The 20,143-nt window shown below is 67.3% G+C and carries 20 protein-coding genes; 12 read left to right on the top strand and 8 right to left on the bottom strand.

The annotated features are described in order from the left end of the window. Positions 1–57: 57 nt before the first annotated feature. Entirely contained in the window at positions 58–1,158 is a 1,101-nt protein-coding gene (locus G8760_RS04340) for a citrate synthase 2 (RefSeq protein WP_166347033.1), read from the bottom strand. A gap of 271 nt (positions 1,159–1,429) precedes the next feature. Between G8760_RS04340 and pdxH the strand changes: the two genes are divergently transcribed. Beyond that, a complete protein-coding gene (pdxH, locus tag G8760_RS04335) occupies positions 1,430–2,068 on the top strand; it encodes a pyridoxamine 5'-phosphate oxidase (RefSeq protein WP_211198936.1) in 639 nt (212 codons plus the stop codon). A gap of 392 nt (positions 2,069–2,460) precedes the next feature. Here pdxH and G8760_RS04330 read toward each other — a convergent pair whose 3' ends face one another. Then, positions 2,461–3,141 (bottom strand): hypothetical protein, encoded by a 681-nt coding sequence (locus G8760_RS04330; protein WP_166347030.1) that lies wholly within the window; start codon positions 3,139–3,141, stop codon positions 2,461–2,463. Positions 3,142–3,171: 30 nt separating this feature from the next. On the opposite strand from G8760_RS04330, the gene nagA reads away from it, so the two are divergent. After that, positions 3,172–4,299, top strand: coding sequence for an N-acetylglucosamine-6-phosphate deacetylase (nagA, locus tag G8760_RS04325; protein ID WP_166347027.1), 1,128 nt, complete (start codon positions 3,172–3,174; stop codon positions 4,297–4,299). Positions 4,300–4,433: 134 nt separating this feature from the next. After that, on the top strand, positions 4,434–5,117 hold the full coding sequence (locus tag G8760_RS04320; protein WP_166347023.1) for an iron-dependent transcriptional repressor DtxR: 684 nt from the start codon (positions 4,434–4,436) through the stop codon (positions 5,115–5,117). A gap of 159 nt (positions 5,118–5,276) precedes the next feature. On the opposite strand, the gene G8760_RS04315 is transcribed toward G8760_RS04320, so the two are convergent. Next, on the bottom strand, positions 5,277–5,543 hold the full coding sequence (locus tag G8760_RS04315; RefSeq protein WP_166347019.1) for a hypothetical protein: 267 nt from the start codon (positions 5,541–5,543) through the stop codon (positions 5,277–5,279). Between the two features lie 79 nt (positions 5,544–5,622). Here G8760_RS04315 and G8760_RS04310 point away from each other — a divergent pair, with 79 nt between their 5' ends. After that, a complete protein-coding gene (locus tag G8760_RS04310; protein WP_166347016.1) occupies positions 5,623–6,240 on the top strand; it encodes an HD domain-containing protein in 618 nt (205 codons plus the stop codon). A 41-nt stretch (positions 6,241–6,281) separates the two neighbouring features. Here G8760_RS04310 and G8760_RS04305 read toward each other — a convergent pair whose 3' ends face one another. The 3 genes from G8760_RS04305 to G8760_RS04295 are packed head-to-tail and all read right to left on the bottom strand — an operon-like array spanning position 6,282 to position 8,421. Beyond that, positions 6,282–7,430, bottom strand: coding sequence for an acyltransferase family protein (locus G8760_RS04305; protein ID WP_166347013.1), 1,149 nt, complete (start codon positions 7,428–7,430; stop codon positions 6,282–6,284). A 17-nt stretch (positions 7,431–7,447) separates the two neighbouring features. Continuing rightward, a complete protein-coding gene (locus G8760_RS04300; RefSeq protein ID WP_166347010.1) occupies positions 7,448–7,720 on the bottom strand; it encodes a DUF4031 domain-containing protein in 273 nt (90 codons plus the stop codon). Continuing rightward, positions 7,717–8,421, bottom strand: coding sequence for a copper homeostasis protein CutC (locus G8760_RS04295; protein WP_166347007.1), 705 nt, complete (start codon positions 8,419–8,421; stop codon positions 7,717–7,719). The genes G8760_RS04300 and G8760_RS04295 overlap by 4 nt, the downstream gene beginning before the upstream one ends. A gap of 150 nt (positions 8,422–8,571) precedes the next feature. On the opposite strand from G8760_RS04295, the gene G8760_RS04290 reads away from it, so the two are divergent. The 4 genes from G8760_RS04290 to G8760_RS04275 all read left to right on the top strand — a co-directional run bounded on the left by G8760_RS04290 (position 8,572) and on the right by G8760_RS04275 (position 13,082). After that, positions 8,572–8,970, top strand: coding sequence for a hypothetical protein (locus G8760_RS04290; protein ID WP_166347004.1), 399 nt, complete (start codon positions 8,572–8,574; stop codon positions 8,968–8,970). Between the two features lie 238 nt (positions 8,971–9,208). Continuing rightward, positions 9,209–11,716 (top strand): SNF2-related protein, encoded by a 2,508-nt coding sequence (locus tag G8760_RS04285; protein WP_166348108.1) that lies wholly within the window; start codon positions 9,209–9,211, stop codon positions 11,714–11,716. Further along, positions 11,713–12,408, top strand: coding sequence for an SWIM zinc finger family protein (locus G8760_RS04280; protein ID WP_166347001.1), 696 nt, complete (start codon positions 11,713–11,715; stop codon positions 12,406–12,408). Before G8760_RS04285 ends, G8760_RS04280 begins: the two co-directional genes overlap by 4 nt. A gap of 116 nt (positions 12,409–12,524) precedes the next feature. Next, positions 12,525–13,082 carry a Uma2 family endonuclease gene (locus G8760_RS04275; RefSeq protein ID WP_166346997.1) on the top strand — a complete coding sequence of 186 codons (558 nt, stop codon included), beginning with the start codon at positions 12,525–12,527 and terminating at the stop codon, positions 13,080–13,082. 135 nt (positions 13,083–13,217) lie between these two features. Here G8760_RS04275 and groL read toward each other — a convergent pair whose 3' ends face one another. Next, positions 13,218–14,849, bottom strand: a complete 1,632-nt coding sequence (groL, locus tag G8760_RS04270) for a chaperonin GroEL (protein ID WP_166346992.1) — start codon at positions 14,847–14,849, stop codon at positions 13,218–13,220. A 283-nt stretch (positions 14,850–15,132) separates the two neighbouring features. Between groL and G8760_RS04265 the strand changes: the two genes are divergently transcribed. The 4 genes from G8760_RS04265 to G8760_RS04250 all read left to right on the top strand — a co-directional run bounded on the left by G8760_RS04265 (position 15,133) and on the right by G8760_RS04250 (position 18,522). After that, positions 15,133–15,654 (top strand): hypothetical protein, encoded by a 522-nt coding sequence (locus G8760_RS04265; protein WP_166346989.1) that lies wholly within the window; start codon positions 15,133–15,135, stop codon positions 15,652–15,654. Further along, a complete protein-coding gene (locus tag G8760_RS04260) occupies positions 15,651–16,571 on the top strand; it encodes a hypothetical protein (RefSeq protein ID WP_166346986.1) in 921 nt (306 codons plus the stop codon). Before G8760_RS04265 ends, G8760_RS04260 begins: the two co-directional genes overlap by 4 nt. Before the next feature lie 74 nt (positions 16,572–16,645). Further along, entirely contained in the window at positions 16,646–17,188 is a 543-nt protein-coding gene (locus tag G8760_RS04255) for a SigE family RNA polymerase sigma factor (RefSeq protein ID WP_166346982.1), read from the top strand. Continuing rightward, positions 17,185–18,522, top strand: coding sequence for a hypothetical protein (locus G8760_RS04250; protein ID WP_166346979.1), 1,338 nt, complete (start codon positions 17,185–17,187; stop codon positions 18,520–18,522). The genes G8760_RS04255 and G8760_RS04250 overlap by 4 nt, the downstream gene beginning before the upstream one ends. A gap of 97 nt (positions 18,523–18,619) precedes the next feature. On the opposite strand, the gene G8760_RS04245 is transcribed toward G8760_RS04250, so the two are convergent. After that, positions 18,620–20,089: a phytoene desaturase family protein gene (locus G8760_RS04245; RefSeq protein WP_166346976.1), complete on the bottom strand. Its 1,470-nt coding sequence runs from the start codon at positions 20,087–20,089 to the stop codon at positions 18,620–18,622. Positions 20,090–20,143: the final 54 nt, after the last annotated feature.

Genomic DNA, 20,143 nt, shown 5'->3' with positions numbered 1-20,143 from the left:
TGACCACGCTGTCGTTATGCCATTGTGCCGTACGTAACTCTGTGGGCGACGGGCGGGTCAGGCCGCCCAGGCGGGGTTCCAGCCGTCGACCGCGTCAGGGCTCGACTCACCCGGGCCGGCATACACCGCCGAGGGGCGCACCAAGCGACCGGTCTTCTTCTGCTCGAGCACGTGTGCGCTCCACCCGGCGGTACGGGCACAGGTGAACATCGACGTGAACATGGACGCTGGAACCTCGGCGAAGTCGAGGATGATCGCCGCCCAGAACTCGACGTTGGTGGCGAGGACCCGGTCCGGCTTACGCTCGGCGAGTTCGGCGAGAGCGGCAGTCTCGAACGCTTCGGCGACCTCGTAGCGCGGCGCCGCGAGCTCGCGCGCGACCCGGCGCAGCGTTCGCGCACGGGGATCTTCGGCCCGGTAAACCCGGTGCCCGAACCCCATCAGCCGCTCACCGCGGTCGAGGACACCTTTGACATAACCCCGGGCGTCGCCGGTCCGTTCGATCTCCTCGATCATGGCCAGTACGCGGGACGGCGCACCGCCGTGGAGCGGGCCACTCATGGCACCTATCGCGGCCGACAACGCGGCTGCGGCATCAGCACCGGTGGACGCCACTACTCGGGCGGTGAACGTCGAGGCGTTCATGCCGTGTTCTGCCGCCGACGTGAAGTAGGCGTCGACCGCTTGGACGTGCCGTGGGTCCGGCTCGCCCCGCCAGCGCGTCATGAAGCGCTCCACCGTCGTTCGGGCCTCGTCGACCCTGGCTTCGGATACCGGCGGCTCAGCGCCGCGCGCCGACTGGGCGACGAACGACAGCGCCGTAGCGGTGACTCGGGCTAGGTGTTCACGGGCCTGCGTTTCGTCGACATCCAACAGCGGCGCCAACCCCCAGGCTGGCGCAAGCGTGGCGAGCGAACTCTGGACGTCGACACGGACGTCTCCGGTGCGCAACGGGAGTTCGAAAGGCACATCGGCAGGCAAGCCCGGATCGAACCGGCCGTCGACGAGAAGCCCCCACACACGCTCGAACGGCACCTTCCCGACGAGATCGTCGATGTCCACGCCGCGATATCGGAGAGCGCTGCCCTGCTTGTCCGGCTCGGCGATCTGTGTCTCGAACGCGATGACGCCTTCTAGCCCGTGCTGGACCTCCGCCATGCACACTCCTTCGTGTTGGGCCCATGCTCTCGAAGCCTTCGAACTGCGCGCACGGGACGTATCAAGGTCACACTCGACACCCATCATGCCAAGGACATGGTGACTCATGACAAGTTGAGACGCACCGAATGTGCTGTTTCCCACAGTTACCCCCTTCACCCCCATGATCATGAACACTTTGCCGGGTCATAGCACGGCAAAGTGTTCATGATCATGGGGAGGGGAGGTGTCTCGGTTACCCGACCCGCCGCGACGGTGACAGAGTGGCCATGTGAAGAGCACACTGGCCCGAATGCGACGCCGCTACGCATCGACCCGACTGCTCGAGGCCGACGTCGCCGACGACCCGTTCGTTCAGTTCCGCCATTGGCTACACGACGCCGTCACCGCCGGCCTGCCCGAGCCAAACGCCATGGTCCTGGCCACCGCTTCCACCGACGCGGTGCCCAGTACCCGTCACGTGCTGCTCAAGGAGCTTGACGCGGAGGGGTTCGTCTTCTTCACCAACCACGGCTCCCGCAAAGGCGCGGACATGGCGCAGAACACCCATGTCTCATTGTGCTTCCCATGGTTTGCCATGGAGCGCCAGGTCGTGGTCGGCGGAACGGCCGCACCGTTGCCGTTGGCGGATAGCGAAGCCTACTGGCGCACGCGGCCGCGAGACTCACAGATCGGAGCGTGGGCGAGCGCCCAGTCCGCGGTCATCTCGACCCGCACAGACCTGGAGGAGGCGGCCAAGGCGGTGGCCCGGCGGTTCCCGGACGAGATCCCATTGCCGGCTTTCTGGGGCGGGCACCGGGTCAAACCGCACACGATCGAGTTCTGGCAGGGCGGCCCAGGGAGGTTGCACGATCGGTTGCGTTACCGCCGCGCTGACGACGGTTGGGCCCTGGACCGTCTTGCCCCATAGAACCACCTGTGTTCACACCGTCAAATCAGGAACTGGCACAGGGTGTCGGAAAAGGGACAGCCCGTGGGCTACTTCCGCGAATACGCGGTCCAGGCGGACTGATCCTGGAAGCCCACGGGCCGGGTGACTGCTCTAGATTGCCAGCCGACCGGCCGGCGAACCGGGTGTCACCCCAGGTCCTGCGTCGAGCAGGCGGCTAACGAGCAGCCACCTCACGAGTCCAATAGCCATTCATATTCTTGGACCACCTCCTTTCCGTGTACTGAAAACGTTAGACCTCGACGGCCATGCCGGGCAATGGGTTTTCTGCCGGCGAAATCGGGCAGGTCGCGGCGGCGCCCCCAACAGGGGCACCGGTGGTGTGCGAACGCCGCACCCATGACCAGGAGCCGTCAGACCGGGACGCTGATCCATGTCGCGTGTGCCCGGCCCAGCTCGCGTCCATCGCTGCCAAACGCTGTTGTCGCGGTCCAGGTCTTACGTCCCTCACTACCCAGGAGCTGACCCATCACGACGCACTCTTCGCCTACCGCGGGGACATCGATCACTCGGGCTGTCATCCGCCCGAGCACCATCGGCCGGCCCTCGATCGGGGCGCTCCAGCCTCCAGGACAGTCCAGCGCCGCCCACACGAACCTTGGCTCGCCAGCTACATCGGCGGCGACGTTCCACAGGCAGGCCGTTCGACCGTCACCGAGCCGCCCTGGGAACAGCCGCAGGCCGTCCCCAGGCTCACGCTGCGGACCGCAGACGAAACACTCGGGGAAGGGATGCCGACGGAGCCCGGGGTAATCCGCCGACGCCCCTCCGGCGATGCTGGCGTCGACGGCCGGAACCGCATCGAGCTCGACCGAACCCGCGTCGACACCCACCGCCACCTCGGCGTCGCCGTCGAGCAGCCGCACCCCGGCGGGTTCCGCCACGAGCCGCAATGGGACCTCGAGCGGCGGTGGGGTGCGCAGGGTGACCGTTGCTGCTTGCACGCGGAGACCACCGGCGACGAGCGCCGCGACATAACCGCCGTTGCCCGACGTCGACGGGCCGCGAAATCGGCGGTCGATGGTGAGCTTCATGGCCTAGACCGTACCCGCTACCGTCATCCCATGACGTTGATAGTGGGCAGCAGAGTAGCGACTCCCGATGGTGTGGTCGACGGCGGCTGGATCCGCGTCGACGGAACCCGCATCGCGGCCATCGGATCGGGCCCACCACCTCATCCGGCGGACCGTGTGGTGGACGGCTGGATCGTCCCCGGCTTCGTCGACATCCACAGCCACGGCGGAGGAGGTGCCACCGTCGTCGGCGCGGACGCGGACCAGGTGCGGATCTTCGCCGACACCCACCGCCGGCACGGGACCACGACCCTGATGGCCAGCCTGGTCACGGGCCAGCCCGACCAGCTCGAACGCGATGTGCGTGGCCTCGTGGAACTCGTCGACGACGGACTTGTCGCCGGGATTCACCTGGAGGGCCCGTGGATATCACCGAGCCGTCGTGGTGCCCACGACCCCGACGCGCTGGCCGCACCCGAGCCGGCCGTGGTGCAGCGCATGCTCAGCGCCGGTGCGGGCCGGGTACGCATGGTCACCCTGGCGCCTGAACTCGACGGCGGCCTCGACGCGGTTCGATCGGTGGTCGATGCGGGGGCGATCGCCGCGGTCGGACACACGGACGGCAGCTACGCCGTCATCCATCAGGCGATCGATGCCGGCGCCACCGTGGCGACCCACCTGTTCAACGCGATGACGCCAGTACACCATCGCGAGCCAGGCCCCATCATCGCGCTCCTCGAGGACGAGCGGGTCACTGTCGAGCTCATCCTCGACGGGGCACATCTGCACGCCGCCGTGGCCGCACATGTGCTGCGCTCGGCGGGAGCCGGACGGGTGGCCCTCGTCACCGACGCCATGGCGGCCACCGGCGTGGGCGACGGCGACTACGTGCTGGGTGGGCTGGCGGTCCGGGTGACCGACGGGGTAGCCCGGCTCGTCGATGGCGGATCCATCGCCGGAAGCACGCTGACCATGGATGCCGCCTTCCGGTTCGCCGTAACTCAGGCCGGTTTCTCCGTCGACGAAGCCGTCCTCGCCACCGCCACAAATCCCGCGCGGCTCCTCGGGCTGGCCGAGCGCCGTGGCGCACTCGCCGAAGGGTACGATGCCGACCTCGTCATCCTCGACGAGGACTTCGCCGTACGCGGGGTCATGTCTCGCGGCAGTTGGGTCGAGTAGGCCGGCGGGTGGCCCGGTGTTCACAGCTCGACCTCAGCGGGCAATAGCTGGACAGGCGGCAATATGCGTCGGTGTTGTCCCCGCGGCGAGATAAGGTTGAAGTGGGATTCGGGACGACCAAGGAGAGCGGTCCGGTGAGCGACCTGATCGACACCACTGAGATGTACCTCAAGACGATCTTCGAGCTTGAGGAAGAGGGGATCGTGCCGTTGCGGGCGAGGATCGCCGAGCGACTGCATCAGTCTGGCCCCACGGTCAGCCAGACCGTAGCCCGCATGGAACGCGACGGTCTGCTCCATGTCGACGAAGACCGACATCTGGAGCTCACCGAGAAGGGGCGTGCGCTAGCCACCCGGGTCATGCGCAAACACCGGCTGGTCGAACGGCTGCTCGTCGACGTCATCGGGCTCGACTGGGAGTTCGTACACAACGAGGCGTGCCGATGGGAGCATGTCGTCTCCGAGGCCGTTGAGCGCCGGCTGGTCGAGCTGCTGCATGAACCGTCCACCGATCCCTACGGCAATCCCATTCCCGGTCTCGAAGAACTCGACAGCAAGATCAAGGTTGATGATTCCCGCACCGGCGTGTCCACGCTGAGACACGCCAGCACACCTGGCGGCGTGGATGTCACCATCCAGCACATTGGTGAACCACTGCAGGTCGACGAGAAACTGCTGGCCACTCTTCGGCGAGCCGAGCTGATTCCGGGCCGGACGATCCACGTTCACACCACTGACTCCGGAGTGGAGCTACGCGGCTCCGAACTGGTCGAGTTGGCCCCAGCGGACGCCGGCCACATCTTCGTCACCACTGCCTGACCACACGCCCGGCGATCCGCCGCGCGCCGGCGTGCCTCGGCAGCCGGCCGGCGGATCACCCCAGTGCTAACGTCATTGCCCGCGCCAGCAGCGGGCCTGCCCGCATCGTTCGTCCTACCCGTTCGGCCTACCCGCTCGGGCTGTTCGATGAGCCGGATCTCAGAGCTTGCGAACTTCCCGCACCAGCAGGCCAGGTTCACTCGGTCCTTCATCGGGCTCGGGCGCGGGAATACCCACGACCTCGACCTCATCACCGAGCTCGGCCGCGCTGGCGAACGGGCCTAAGAGTTCAACCCGCTCGTCGTCCGTCTCGAGTTCGAGCATCCCGCCGCGCCGCGCCGGCATCAACCTTCCCCGCCGGGTCACGGTGACGAGCACGTCCGAAAACGCGGGCCGCTCAAAGGAGTCGTCCTGAACGTCACTCATACGGCAGAGTATGGACCCCCGGGCGGTCCAAACGCACACGCAATTGGCGAATCGTTAGCCATGTCACGACAATGGGGACGTGCCAGACCTGCTCAGCCGCTGGACAGCGCTCGTCGGCCACACGGAGTCAGCCGTCGGTGTCGGACTGGACCTGCTCGACCGATGGTCGCAGCCACACCGCCATTATCACTCGGTGCCACACCTGCGCGCCGTGCTCGACGCCTTGGACATCCTGGACGCCGAGATCCGCTCGGCGACGGCCGTCCGGCTAGCCGCATGGTTCCACGACGCGGTCTACGACGGCCGCCCGGGTGACGACGAGACCGCCAGCGCCGCGCTGGCCGCGCAGCAGCTCACCCGGTTGGGCCGAAACCTCGCCGAGGTCGCCGAGGTGCAGCGCCTCGTGATGATCACCAGGGCCCACGATCCCGCGACGGACGATGCCGACGGTGCCGCGCTCTGCGACGCGGACCTCTCCGTCCTCGCCAGCGCCCCAGACGATTACCGGGCCTACGTCACCGCGGTGCGTCGGGACTACGCACACATCGACGATCACCACTTCCGGGCCGGACGGATCGACGTACTCGAACGGCTACTGAGTCACCGATCGCTGTTCCGTACCAAGACCGGGAGACAGCTATGGGAGGCTACCGCTCGGCGCAACATAACTGACGAGCTCGACCAGCTTCGCACCTAGTGTGGGAACTAGTGTCCTGCGCCGGTGGTCGTCGCCGGTGGTCATGATCGACGCCCGGGCCGCACCCGTTGCTCCACGGGTGCGAAAACGGCCACCAGCACCGCGAGCACAACCGCCGGGGCAACCAGCCAGAATGGCCGCAGAGCCCACCACTCGAGCGTCGGCTCCGCACCTGGGGTAAAGCCCAGCGCCTCCACACCCAGAAAGACGATCAGCAGCGCCGTCATGTGCCATAGGAAGATCGTCAGCAGGACCGCACCCAGCACGATCACGATGCGCCACGGCCAGCGTCGCCGCAACCACCGCGACAATGCCGGAGCTACCAGGGTGGCGAACCCCACCTGCGAGATCGCCAACGAGGCGATGACGGCCGTGGTCGGCAACATGTGGCTGATGTCTTCACCTGGCACCGAGACCATCGACCGCGGGTATACGTCGATGCCGGTCAACACCACCAAGCCAGCGAGACCTCCGAGAGCGAAGATCCATCGGCGCCAGGCCGCCTGGAGCAGGCCATCGCGCCACAGATATCCAAGCTGGTGGGCGAAGATCCACACCAGGGCGGTGTTGATCCACCCCATCCATTCCTGCCCGAGGCCGAACCGTCCGGCGTCGGCACCTATCACCACCACACCGATGACCGCCGCGGCGCCGATCCCGTACCGCCGGTGCAGGCGCGCGGTGATCGGCACCCAGAGGGTGACCCAGACGTAAGCGCCCAGGAACCATAGTGGCGTGAACAGGATCGGCATAACGGTCAGCGCGCCGGCATAGTCGTCGATGACGATCCGGCACACCGCGTCGATGATCACCCAGATCGCGGCGAAAACGATGGCGGGTACAAGCAACCGCGACAGGCGGCGGCGTAGGAACTCAGCGGCGCCGCGGCCGGCCCGCGTCACCGAGTCCCAGCCAGTCAAGTTGGCATAACCACCGATGATGAAGAACAACGGCATGATCTGGAAGACCCAGGTCAGCAACCACCCGCCGGGGACATCCTCGACCGGGTTGGGGTTGACCAGCTGTCCGTCGCGGCGATGGTTGACCGACAAGGTCCAATGCCAGGTGATCACGACGCAGATGGCGGCCACCCGCAGGAAGTCGACCGCACGGTTGCGATCCGGTGGGGTCGCGTCGACGCGCTCGTCCAGGCGCTCCATCGCGCTGGCGAGCCGGCTCCGAGACGCCATAGGACCAGTGTGCTCCGTTATGTGTCGTCGGTGCGGCGGGTCTTGCGTCGGCGCAGGCCGGCAGCGTTCAACCGGGTGACCAACTCACGTCCGGTGACGGCGGTGGCACCGGCGTCGATGGCCTGCTGGTACATCGACTCGGGCAGGTCGTAGTGATCACCGTCGAAGGCGCGTCGCGACAACCCCAGCTCGGCGGCGAACGTGTGCAACTCCGCATAGGACTCGTCGGACACCAGATGCGACCAGCGCCGACCATGGCCGGGCCAGATCGGCGAATCTATCAAGATCACAGCGCTGCGGCCACGGAGTCGTCGATCAGAGTCCGCCACGACCGAACCAAGCTGGCGTCGACGTACGCCTTCCACGACCGTCCGGGGCGGGCCGCGCCACCAATGTGGAACTTGCGCACCCCGGCCCGCGCCAACCACGGCACGTGATCAGGGGCGAGGCCACCTCCCGCCATCATCAACTGGGCCACCACGGCCGAGTCCGCGGCCCGTCGACACAGGTCGTCCAGACCAGCGCCGACGCCACGCGCCGAGCCTGCCGTGAGTACGGTGTCGATCCCGTGCAGGCCGATCACCTGCTGCCAGGCGTGATCGTGGTCGAGGGTGTGATCGATGGCGCGATGGAATGTCCACGGAGCATCGCCGAGCTCTTCCACCAGCCGTAGGGTGGCCTCGACGTCTACCTCCACCGCCGGGTTGAGGAAACCCAACACGAAGCCGTCGGCGCCCGCCGCGTACAGCTGGTGAGCGGCCCCCATGAGCCGGGACAGCTCCGATCCGCTGGTGGCGAAGCCGTCATTGGCCCGCAGCATCACGCGCAGTGGGAGGTCGCACTCGCGCTTGAGATCCCGGATCGTCTGCACGCTGGGGGTCAGGCCGTCAGCGGCCATGTCGGTCACGACCTCCAACCGGTCGGCCCCACCTTCCACCGCGCCGCGCGCGTCGGCGGGACCGAGGGCGATGACTTCGAGCAGCGGCTGCACAGAGCACAGTGTGCCACCTTCCCCCGGCTGCCGGTGACCCCCATGGGACGCGAATTCCGGCCCCGGCTGGCAAGATCGGGGCCGTGGACACTTTCAGCACACCGGATGGTGTCGGGGGCGAGGAACGCACCATACGGAAGAAGCGCGGGTATGTCGGCTGACGACGCCATCCTCGCTGCCCGGGCCCTGGTGCTACGTGACCTCAACACCAGGGGCATCGACTCCGCCGCCGCGGTGAACGTTCTCGACGACGCCGTCACCGCGCGCCGCTGGTGGGTGGAGCAGTGGCCGGCCGGTGCGGCGTACGTCGCCGGACAGGTCGCCCAGGATGTCCAAGAACGGCTCCTCGACGGCGGCCTCGGCCGCTGGCCGCTCTGCACCACCTGTGCCGACGCCACACCACACGAGCTGCGGATCGACCCCGACTTGGGGCCGGACCCACACTGGGTCTGCGTGAAGGGCGGCATCGTCGTGGCCGCCCTCGCCCCCTGGGCCCGGGCCCCCACCCCCCCCCCCCCGGTGATCGTTGCCGTCTTCGCGTCGCTATAGCGACGCGAAGACGGCAACGATCACCGGCTTGGATGAAGCTCCCGCCGCCGGCCGGGAACATCCGCGGGCACGGCGAGCGTTATACCCCTCCGCCCCAGCGCGACGACGACGGAAGAGGTTGTGCGTGCGAGCAGAGCTTCGACACTGCCAGGCCACCTTCGAACCCGCCGACCCACCCAGGAGCAGCCATCTCACCTTCAGGTCACCGGACACCGCCGACGTTCTCGTCGAGTTGCCGATGGCCGAAGCCATTCCCCTCCTCTGTGCGGCGCCACATCACCCGGCAGATCCCACCGTCGAGTTCTGGCGCCGGGCCGCCCGCTTCGCCGTCGGACTCGTACACGCCGGAAAGATCGCGCCGAACCCGACCGCGCGGCCAGTCACCTGGCACGTCGCTGGATTGGACGACACCGACACAGCGGCCGTGGCCGACCTGGAGTCGACTGTCCCGGACAGTGCCGGTCCGCCCGGGGCCTTCCTGGACGCGGTGGCGGACCTCCTCGCCACTCCCGACCTCGATGCGGGAGTGCGGGTGTCACTGCGGATCGAACTCCCGGGCGGGGTCGCGGCCTTGGAGCAGGACACCCCCGACGACCGCTTTCTAGCCGTTGTGGAAGTCCACGCGGTGGCCGACCCCGACCTGACCACCGACGCGGCAGAGTTGTGGGCCCACACCGACCGATACGGCCCGGCCGCACGTTCCGGCGCCATGCTCGCGCTACGCCGCGCGGCGCAGACGTGGCCGCCACTCGACCGGCTGCTGCGCCGGCAGGTCCCTGACCAGTTATGGCTGGACGACGACGAGTTCGCCGAACTGTTGGGTGGAGCGGCAGAACGGCTGGCGGCGGGCGGTACCGGCGCGCAATGGCCACGTGAACTCGCGCATGAGCTGACCGTCGCCGCTGTTGTGCCCACCCAAGGGCCACTGACCCGGCGTCGCAGTACCCGGGGTGAGCCCACACCCTTCGATAGCACTGAGTTGCTCCACCTGAGCTGGCGGATAACTCTCGGTGAGAGCGCGCTGACCGACGAGGAGCGGGATCTGCTCGCGACGAGCCGCCGACCCTTCGTCCGGCTCCGCGACCGATGGGTGCTGGTTGACCCGAGACTCGCCAGTAAGGCCAACGACGACGATCCGAAACCGCTCGGCGCCCTCGACGCACTCGGTGCGGCGCTGACCGGCACCACCGAGATCGACGGCGAACGGGTTGCGGTGACGCCGACCGGATGGCTGGAGGAGCTACGTCGTCGCATCGCCGATCCGGAGCGGGCCGTCGAACGTATCGATCCGCCGGCTTCCCTGAACGCGTCTTTGCGCGACTATCAGTTGCGCGGGTTGCGGTGGCTGCACCGGATGACCTCACTCGGCTTAGGTGCCTGCCTCGCCGACGACATGGGGCTGGGCAAAACCGTGACGCTCATCGCATTGCACCTACATCGGCAGGTGGACCCCGCTACCGCTGGCCGCACCCTGGTGGTCTGCCCGGCGTCGTTGCTGGGCAACTGGGAGCGGGAAATCGAACGCTTCGCCCCCGGCGTGGCGGTCCGCCGCTACCACGGGAGCGGGCGTGAGCTCGACGCCATCGTGTCGGACACCGCCGGCGGTTTCGTCCTCACCACCTACGGCACCATGCGCGCCGATGCGGGGGCCGGCGGCGTGCTGTCCACGGCCGACTGGGGGATGGTCGTCGCCGACGAAGCGCAGCACGTCAAGAACGCCCGATCCAAGACCGCACAGGCCTTACGCACCATTCCGGCCGCCGCACGGGTGGCCCTCACCGGCACCCCTATGGAGAACAACCTGGCGGAGCTGTGGGCCATCCTGGACTGGGCCACCCCCGGGCTATTGGGTTCGTCGCACACCTTCCGGGCTCGCTGGGCGGAACCAATCGAATCCGGGACCGAGCCAGCCGCATCAGACACCGCCGACCGGCTCGCCCGCCTCGTCGGGCCGTTCCTGTTGCGCCGCCGGAAGTCCGATCCTGGAATCGCTCCGGAGCTGCCGCCCAAAACCGAGTCCGACCACCCGGTGACGCTGACCGCCGAGCAGGTGGCTCTCTATCAAACGGTGGTGGACGAAACCATGGCCAAGATCGCCGCCAGCAGCGGCATAACCCGCCGCGGCCTGGTCCTGGCGCTCCTCACCAAGCTGAAGCAGATCTGCAACCATCCGGCTCAGTACCTCAAGGAGCCCCTGGGGGAGGCCGGCCGCTCGGGCAAGCTGGAGTTGCTCGACGAGTTGGTCAGTACGATCGTCGCCGAAGACGACGCGGTGCTGGTGTTCACCCAGTACGTCGGGATGGCCAACCTGATCGAGAATCACCTACGGAACCGGCAGGTGCCCGTTCAGGTCCTGCACGGCGGCACCCCGGTGGATCGGCGGGAACACCTGGTCCGCCAGTTCCAGGAGAGCCCGGCGGGACAGGCGCCGGTGTTCGTCCTCTCCCTCAAAGCCGCCGGAACGGGGCTCAACCTCACCCGAGCCGGACACGTGATCCACTACGACCGCTGGTGGAATCCCGCCGTAGAAGAGCAAGCGACCGACCGCGCCTACCGGATCGGCCAGACCCGCCCGGTCCAGGTGCACCGGCTGATCGCCGAGGGGACCGTCGAGGACCGGATCGCCGCCATGCTGGAGTCCAAACGAGAGCTGGCGGCGGCGGTGCTGAACCGCGGCGAGGCGGCTCTGAGCGAACTCTCCGATGCCGAGCTGAGCGAACTCGTCGAACTGCGGAGGACACCATGACCGAATTGGCCAAGGGGTTTCCGGCGTTCCCGGCTCGCAAACGCCGCACCCGACGCGCGCAGACGTGGTGGGGCAACGCCTGGATCGCCGCGCTCGAAGACACCTCCCTCGACTCCGACGCGTTGCGGCGGGGCCGCGCCTTCGCCCATGGCGGCCACGTCGGGACCATCACGGTCAGCCCGGGCCGGATCTCCGCAACCGTCTACGGCGAGGACCACGCGCCACATGAGACCGTCGTCGCGCTCGAAGAGTTCTCCGCCACCACCTGGGAACGGCTGCTGGACGCCGTCGCGTCCCAGGCCGGGCACGTCGCCGCGCTTCTCGAACGAGACATGCCGTATGAACTCGCCGAGACCGCATCCGACGCCGGCGTGCCCCTTCTGCCGGGTATCGACGATCTCGAACCGAGCTGCACCTGCGACGACTGGGGCCACCCTTGCACCCACGCGGCCGCGCTGTGCTATCAGGCGTCGTGGCTGCTGGACGCCGACCCGTTCCTGCTGCTCCTGATGCGTGGTCGCGGCGACGACGAGTTGCTGGCCGAGTTGCAGGCCCGCAACGCTGATCACGCCGCGGGACCTGCGGGCGCCGAAGCCGATCTGGATCCAGCGACGATCAACCGCGTCAAAGCCGACGCGGCCGCCCGTGCCGCCCTCCTGCTCGGCGAGATCCCACTGGCAGCACACAAATAGAGGTCGCTTTCTCCGATTAGCACACGTTACCTGCCATTCGCCTGTGGATAACCAGCTTGGCATTCTCGTGCGTGCAGTGGATGATGACGTGGAAAATCTCGGCCCAGGAGGGCACTATGACAACTATGGCGGTGATGCCCCGTGCCACGGACGACTGGACGGTCGACGACCTCACCCAGCTACCCGAAGACGACGGCCTGCGTTACGAGCTCATCGATGGAACGCTGATCGTGAGCCCAGCACCCAATTTCACACATCAGCGTGTCGCACGGCGGCTCACTTTGCTTCTCGAAGAAGCCTGTCCGCCGCATCTGGAGGTCTTCTTCGCTCCGCTCGACTGGCAGCCGGATAGGCGGAACTCGCTCGAACCCGACCTGCTCGTCGTCGCCAAGGATGACCTCGGTGACGGGCCGATCACCGCGCCACTGCGGCTAGCGGTGGAGGTGCTCTCGCCGAGCAGCCGATTACGTGACACGAAACTGAAATACGCCAAGTATGCCGAGGGTGGCGTGGCGTCGTACTGGATCGTCGACCCGGCCGAGCCGTCTTTGGTGGCGTATGACCTGCACGATGGTCAGTACGTTGAGGTAGCACGAGGCGCTAGCCACGACGCCGTCACACTCAACCGGCCCTACCCGGTGACCGTCACCCCGTCGTCGTTGGTGTCGCACTAGACCGAGATACGCATGCCCGGTGAGGCGGGATTTCCTCCCGCCCGACCGGGCTCCGCAATGACCGACGGTGCCCCGGCCAGTAGACCGGGGCACCGTCGTTGTTCGGTGGTGAAGCGGACTAAACGACCTAAGGGTCTAGAAGTCCATGCCGCCCATGCCACCGGTCGGGTCGCCACCAGCGGGGGCAGCGGCCTTCTCCGGCTTGTCGGCGACAACGGCTTCGGTGGTGAGGAACAGCGCGGCGATGGAAGCGGCGTTCTGCAGCGCGGACCGCGTCACCTTGGCCGGGTCGAGGACACCGGCGTCGAGCAGGTTCTCGTACTCACCAGTGGCGGCGTTGAGACCGTGCGCCTCCGGCAGCCCCTTGACCTTCTCGACCACGACGCCGCCCTCAAGGCCGGCGTTCACCGCGATCTGCTTGAGCGGGGCCTCGACGGCGAGCTTGACGATGCTGGCACCAGTCGCCTCGTCGCCCTCAAGCTCCAGCTTCTCGAATGCCTTGACCGCAGCCTGGAGCAGAGCCACGCCACCACCGGCGACGATGCCCTCCTCGACGGCAGCCTTCGCGTTGCGAACGGCGTCCTCGATACGGTGCTTGCGCTCCTTGAGCTCGACCTCGGTGGCCGCGCCCGCCTTGATGACGGCGACGCCGCCGGCGAGCTTGGCGAGGCGCTCCTGCAGCTTCTCGCGGTCGTAGTCGCTGTCGGAGTTCTCGATCTCGGCCCGGATCTGGCTGACCCGACCGGCGATCTGGTCGGCGTCGCCGGCACCCTCGACGATGGTGGTCTCATCCTTGGTGACGACCACCTTGCGGGCCTGGCCCAGCAGGTCGAGCGTGGCGTTCTCCAGCTTCAGACCGACGGTCTCGCTGATGACCTGGCCACCGGTCAGGATCGCGATGTCCTGCAGCATGGCCTTACGGCGGTCACCGAAGCCCGGCGCCTTGACGGCGACCGACTTGAAGGTGCCGCGGATCTTGTTGACGACCAGGGTGGCCAGAGCCTCACCCTCGACGTCCTCCGAGATGATCAGCAGCGGCTTGCCGCCCTGCATGACCTTCTCCAGCAGCGGCAGCATGTCCTTGACGTTGGAGATCTTGGACTCGACCAGCAGGATGTAGGCGTCCTCGAGGATCGCTTCCTGACGGTCGGCGTCGGTGACGAAGTAACCCGAGATGTAGCCCTTGTCGAAGCGCATACCCTCGGTGAGCTCAAGCTCCAGGCCGAAGGTGTTGCTCTCCTCGACGGTGATAACACCTTCCTTGCCGACCTTGTCCATGGCCTCGGCGATGAGCTCACCGATCTGCGGGTCGCCCGCGGAAATGGACGCGGTAGCAGCGATCTGCTCCTTGGTCTCGACGTCCTTGGCCGAGGCCAGCAGCTGCTCGGAGACCGCCTCGACGGCCTGCTCGATGCCCCGCTTCAGGGCAATCGGGTTGGCGCTGGCGGCGACATTGCGCAGTCCTTCACGGACGAGCGCCTGGGCGAGCACCGTAGCGGTGGTGGTGCCGTCACCGGCGACGTCGTCCGTCTTCTTCGCGACCTCCTTGACCAGCTCGGCCCCGATCTTCTCCCACGGGTCCTCGAGCTCGATCTCCTTCGCGATGGACACGCCGTCGTTGGTGATGGTCGGCGCGCCCCACTTCTTCTCCAGCACCACGTTGCGGCCCTTCGGGCCGAGCGTGACCTTGACGGCGTCGGCAAGCGTGTTCATGCCGCGCTCGAGGCCACGCCGCGCCTCCTCGTCGAAGGCAATCATCTTTGGCATGGGGTTGGTCCTCCCGGTTGCGGGTGGATGGCCCGGTACGACGCCCGCGACGGACGGCCCACGGATTCCCGGCTCCCTTCACCGAGTTTCCGGGACCTCGCCGACCCGGCTTCCTTGTCACTCTCACCTTAAGAGTGCTAACGCTGTTTTAGCACTCTCACCCTTGGAGTGCAAGCCACGAGATCAGGCGCCCGCACTCGTCGCCACCGGCACCGGTCATCCCAGAGGATGATCCGACCACCTGGGTGTCCGACCACGGGCCCATCTCGGATGTAGTCGAGGTGTGGACGACCCACCGGCCCGGATGCGTAGTCTCTACGACGTGATCCCCCGCACCACGACGTCGCCGCCGCAAGGCCGCGGCCTTTTGCCCCGATGGGCGAAGGCGTGGCGGCTGGCCGCCGCCGGCCTCGGCCTGCTGGCCCTGCTGCACGGCACGCTCAAAGACTCCGACGATTACTTCCCGTTTGGTTCCATGGCGCAGTACGCCACCGCGCACAACCTCGACGGACAGACGCGTTCCACCTACATCCTGGCCGAGACCGAATCGGGCGACGAGGTGCGGGTACCGCTAAACGCCACGGGCACCGGTATCGGCCGCGCCGAAGTGGAAGGACAGCTAGGCCGGTTCATCGAGGACCCCTCCCTCATGCAGGTAATCGCCGATGCCTTCCGCCAGCTCCACCCGGACCGAGACCAATACACACATATGTATCTCAAGCGAAGCGTCTACCAATTGCGGGACGGTTACGTCGTCGGAGATCCGGAGACCGAGCTGCTCGCCGAGTGGGAGGTAGTCCGGTGAACGAGGGCACCGAACAGACCACCGTCACTTCGCGCGTTGCGGCGCCGGACGCTCCCGCCGGTCCCCGTCATCCCACCCGAGCCCGCCGTCTCGGCACCCGCGTCGCCGACTGGTGGCTACCGGATATCCCCCGCTCGCGGGTGGGCATCATGCGGGCGGTCATCTACCTGTTCCTGATCTACGACATCCTGTACCTGCGCAACGACGTCATTCCGCATGGTTACGCACCGGAGCTTTACCAGCCGCTATGGATCGGGCGCGCGCTGCCGCTACCCGAACCGTCGGTGGGCCTGGCCCAAACCCTGCAGATCGTCATCATCGTCGGCTGCCTGATCGCCGCCACCGGGCGGCTGCCACGGCTGGCCGGGTGGACGGTGGCGCTGTGTTATTTCGAGTGGCTGATCTTGAGCATGTCGTTCGGCAAGGTCGACCACGACCACCTGGCGCTGGTGGTGGCCGCCTTCGTGCTGCCCACCATCGGCCGGGCGCGCATCAGCGACCACGGCACCACACAGGCCGGCGGTTGGGCGTTCCGCTGTCTGCAAGTCTGCGTCATCGCTACCTACTTCGGTGCGGCCGTGGCCAAATGGGTGCGCAATGGTGCCCCGTTCGCCTGGGGCAACAGCGCTGTGCTCACCTGGGCGTTCATTCGCCGTGGCACGGATCTCGCCCGGTGGTCTCTCGATTACCCCTGGCTGTTGCGGATCGGCCAGTGGGTGATGTTGATCGCCGAGTACCTGTCGCCCGTTATTCTCTTCCTCCGCGGAAAGGCGCTGTACCTCGGCGCGGCCTTCTTCTTGGGCTTCCACGTGATCACATTCCTGACGCTGGGTATCCACTTCCTGCCCACGGTGGTGTGCTGGTTGGCGTTCTTCCCCACTGAGAAGCTGCTGCCTCGACGGTTCCGGCCCGAGTGACGTCATGCAACCTGATTGGCCGCCTGTTCCGTGATACCGGGTGAGAGGTTAGTTCACCACCGGCGGAGGCGATTGTGCTGAAGATCGACGAGGGGTCGTACCGGGAGTTCGTCGTCGCCCGACGGCGCGCCCTGTTACGTACGGCCTACCTGCTCTGCGGTGATTGGCACCTGGCCGAGGATCTTGTTCAAGAGACCCTCGCCAAGTTGTATGTGGCATGGCGCAGAGTACGGCGACGTGACGACGCCGACGGGTATGCGCGCAGGACGCTGCTCAACGTGTACATCGACAACAGCCGCCGCCCGTGGCGCCGCGAGCACGCCACCGACACCGCGACCGACGGGTCACGGCAGACCGTGGGCGTCTCCACGGGTGATCCGGCCGACCTGGCGGACCCCGGGGTTCGTCATCGGCTGCTCTCCGCGCTGGCGGAACTTCCCGCTCGACAACGGGCCGTACTGGTCCTGCGGTTTTGGGAAGACCTCTCGGTCGAACAGGTCGCTGATCTACTCAACTGCCGCTCCGGCACCGTGAAGAGCCAAACGGCGCGCGGTCTGGATCGGCTCCGGGACCTGCTCGGCACCACCACACTGGCCGAGATGAAGGAGCAGCTATGAACCACGAAAGGTTACGGGCACTGTTCGCTGATGCCGTGACCCAGGATCCGCCGTCGCCAGGCCTACCCGACGACGACATCACCCGCGGCCGAGCTCGCCGAGCCCGGCACCTGCGCCGGCGAGTGGCAGGGTCCGGCGCCGGGGCGGCCGCGCTGGTGGCGGCCGCCCTGGTAGTCCCCGCGTCGCCGTTGTCGTTAATCGAAGGCGAACGCGACGGCAGTCCCAACTCGGTCCAGCCGGCAGCTGCCACTTCGCTGGACGGTGCACCGCTCAGCCCCGAGGTCGCCGACGATCCTCTGCTGCTGGAGATGTGGGAGGCCGTGAGCGCCGTCCTGCCCGAGGACGTGCACTTTGCCGAGAATCCTCCCGTGGGCGTGAGCCAGGGGCCCTATGGAACTCCGAGCATCGTCCTCAACCTACAGCGCGGCGACAACGGCGACCGGGAATTCTGGCTGAACATCTACCTGGCGCCTGCGCGACCGGACCTTGACGCATTCCGCCCATGCACCAATCCACCGCCGACCTCGTTTACCTGGCAGGAACCTGACGAATGCGAGGAGGGACGCACCAACAACGACCACTGGCGGATCGCGGCCGAGGTCGGAACGACAGGCGTCACCATCCTCGAAAACGAGTCAGCATCGGTCATCGTGCAGTGGGACGTGATGGGTGCCGATCAGTCGGCATACGAAATCCTGTCGAAGGAACATGCGGACACGATCGCTGATGCCGCGCTGGCTGTGGGCGAACGCCACGATAACGACGACCTGTTCAACGGCATCGATCTAGTGGGAACTCTAGCGGCGTGGCCCGACGTACGTGCCGACGTGGAAGAGGCGCTCGATCTGGGCCCACTCACCCCGGTGGAGCCGGATGACGGCGCACGGGAAGGGGGGGTCTTCGACCCGGAGACCGGTGCCCTCGCCGATATCGACGAACAATGGCAGTCCGGAACCATCACAGCTCGCTACACCACCGAAGATGGACTCAACGTGGACGTACTGATCTGGCAGAAAGGCAGACTCTACGACACCTTCTGCCACGATCGCCTCGCTGGATGTGCCGTGCTACCTGGACTGTCCGAGGAGTCTGACGAAACAACCGGATACCACGCGGCAAGCGTGTACACCCCCATCACTGGTGGCTCGGGTGTGGCTGTGACCCTCGAGACAGGACTATCGGATGGCCTGCCCGATTCCGAGGAATCGGAGGAAGCTCCACCGGACACGGCATACCTCGAGTTCGAGAACAAGGCGTCGTACGCTTCGAATGCAGTGACCGAACATATTCCGTGGGTGGGGGAGAACCCCTATACCCGCGCCGACGACCGGTAATCCACCCCAAGCGGCCCCGCAAGGCTCCGAGGCATTCCAGGCTTCGGGGCCCCGCGGGGCCGCTGCGTTGCCTGAGGCCCGCGGGGCCATGGTCACTTCAGACGTGTGGGGCGAGGCTGGGCGGGCGCTTGATGCCGAATACGGCTCGAAGCGCCCGCCGAGCCGCGTGCCAGCCACACATGCCGTGCACCCCGGGTGCCGGTGGGCTGGCCGACGAGCACAGGTACACACCCGGCACCGGGGTGGCCCACGGATCCCACCGCAGGGCCGGCCGGGCCAGCAGCTGCCACGTCGTCAACGCACCGGCAGCGAAGTCGCCACCGATGTAGTTGGCGTTGTGGTGGGCCATCTGCGCCGCTGGGATAGCCCGACGCTCGACGACGACATCACCGAATCCGGGGGCGAAGCGCTCGATCCCGGCCTGGACGGTCGCCCCGATGTCGACGGTGGAGCCCGCCGGGACGTGAGCATACGCCCACAGTGGGCGTAGTCCGTCCACCTCACGGGCGTCATCGGTCACCGTAGGATCCGACACAAGCGTCATCGGGTACTCCGCATGCCGACCGGCGGCTACCTCCGCCTCGGCACGGGCCATCTCCTCTCGGGTGCCGCACACGTGCACCGTGCTGGCCCGGCCAACCTCCGGATGGGTCCACGGGACGGGACCGGACAGCACGAAGTCGACCTTGCAGACGGCGTCGCCGTAGCGATACCCAGCCAGTGTCCTGCGGTATCGGTTCGGCAGCCGTTCGCCCATGACCTGGAGGAGATTTCTGGGGGTGGTGTCGAACAGATACGCCCGTGCCGTCGGTAGCTGCTCGAAGTCGGTGATCTCGGCCCCGGTGGTCACCATGGCGCCGTGCGCCTTGAGGTCGTCGATCATGGCGTCGACGATGGCCTGACTACCCCCGACCGGTAGTGCCCACCCCGGCGAATGAGCCAGCGCGGCGAGCATCACGGCGGTACCCGCTACCGGGAGGCTGGGCAGGGTGGAGATCGCGTGCGCCCCTACGCCGGTCAGCAACGCCGGAGCGACCTCGTCCTTCCAGCGGAGATTCCACAACCGGGTGCCCTGTTCGACCACGGCACGCCCAAGCTGGACAGCCGAGAGCGGATCCTTGGGCAGACTCCGCCGGTCCGACAGGGCCGCATCAACAACGCCTGGCACGTGCCGCACCAGCGGTCCGAGCAGCCGCCGCCAGCCCCGGCCGTCCGCGCCCAGACCTTCCACGGTTCGGTCCAGATCGCGGTAGGCCACGCCGGCACGTCCGCCATCCAGGGGCTGCGCGTAGGAGACGTCGGAATAACGCAGCTCGACACCCCGCGCGGCAAGGTCGAACTCACGGAAGAACGGTGAAGCCGCCGCCAGTGGATGGACCGCCGAGCAGATGTCGTGCACCAGGCCGGGCGCCATACCGAAGTCGAGTGTGCGGGCACCGCCGCCGAGTGTGGACTGTGCCTCGTACACGCGGACGTCGAGCCCGGCCCGAGCCATCGTGACAGCAGCGGCGAGGCCGTTCGGACCGGAGCCCACCACGACCACGTCGCACCGTTCCGCTGGGCCCACCCTCGCCTCCTGCGCCGACCGTCGAACCTCCACGCCTCATCGTAGGCGTTCGGA

The organism is Phytoactinopolyspora limicola, assembly GCF_011320225.1.
In the GTDB taxonomy this organism is placed as follows: domain Bacteria; phylum Actinomycetota; class Actinomycetes; order Jiangellales; family Jiangellaceae; genus Phytoactinopolyspora; species Phytoactinopolyspora limicola.
The sequence above is the reverse complement of the archived record's forward strand: the minus strand, read 5'-3'. Positions and strand labels throughout refer to the sequence as shown.